This window comes from Allobosea eneae (assembly GCF_042657265.1).
Lineage (GTDB): Bacteria > Pseudomonadota > Alphaproteobacteria > Rhizobiales > Beijerinckiaceae > Allobosea > Allobosea eneae.
On sequence record NZ_JBHSLW010000096.1, the window covers coordinates 1 to 690 of the forward strand.

The 690-nt window shown below is 68.6% G+C and carries 2 protein-coding genes; both read left to right on the forward strand.

The window, feature by feature from the left end:
* Window positions 1-129: 129 nt before the first annotated feature.
* Entirely contained in the window at window positions 130-351 is a 222-nt protein-coding gene (locus ACFPOB_RS29515) for a hypothetical protein (protein ID WP_377801747.1), read from the forward strand.
* Window positions 351-690 (forward strand): phage protein GemA/Gp16 family protein (locus tag ACFPOB_RS29520; protein ID WP_377801748.1); only part of this gene is annotated, 340 nt, incomplete at its 3' end. The genes ACFPOB_RS29515 and ACFPOB_RS29520, both read left to right, overlap by 1 nt.

The following is a 690-nucleotide window of genomic DNA, read 5'->3' on the forward strand; positions in this document are numbered from 1 at the left end:
TATGACATCGCCGAGCGGATGATGCCGAAGGCGCTGCGTCGCGCCGACATCTTCTCGCGGCGTAGCCGGCCGGGCTGGACCGCCTGGGGCGACGAAGCCGGCAAATTCGACAGCGAGGCCGCCTGACCCATGGCCCGCTTCCTCTCCTCCCGTCCCGCCCCGTCCGACGCCGCGCCGCTGATGGCGCTGCTGGCGCAGGGCGAGCTTGCGGAGGTCGAGGCGGAGCGCGAGCGGCTGAAGGCGGTGATCGCGAGCATCGCACCACGTCGTTCCACGATCATTGAAGGCCGCTTGAAGCGACTGACGCGCAAGGCGCTGGAGCTCCAGGTCGCGATCAGGAGATGCAGCTGATGAGCCATCGCGACATGCTGGCGAAGATCCACATCGCCAAGAAGGACCTGGCGCTCGACGACGAGGCTTATCGCGGCCTGCTGCGGCGAGTAGGCGGGGTCGAGAGTGCCCGCGATCTCTCCGATCGCAAGGCCGACGATGTCATTGCCGAGCTGAAGCGCTTGGGCTGGAAGCCGAGGGCCTCGGCACGGCCGCCGGCGCAGCGCGCGGATCTGCGCAAGCTCTATGCGCTCTGGGGTGCGCTCCACGCCGGCCCGCTTGATCGCGACGCGCTGCGCAGCTGGGTTGCAACCCGGTTCAAAGTCTCGGCACCGGAATTCCTCAAGCCGGCGCAGACCC

Excerpts from the sequence above, each read along its gene's own strand:
- ACFPOB_RS29515 (WP_377801747.1), top strand. The coding sequence starts at position 130 with ATGGCCCGCTTCCTCTCCTCCCGTCCCGCCCCGTCCGACGCCGCGCCG.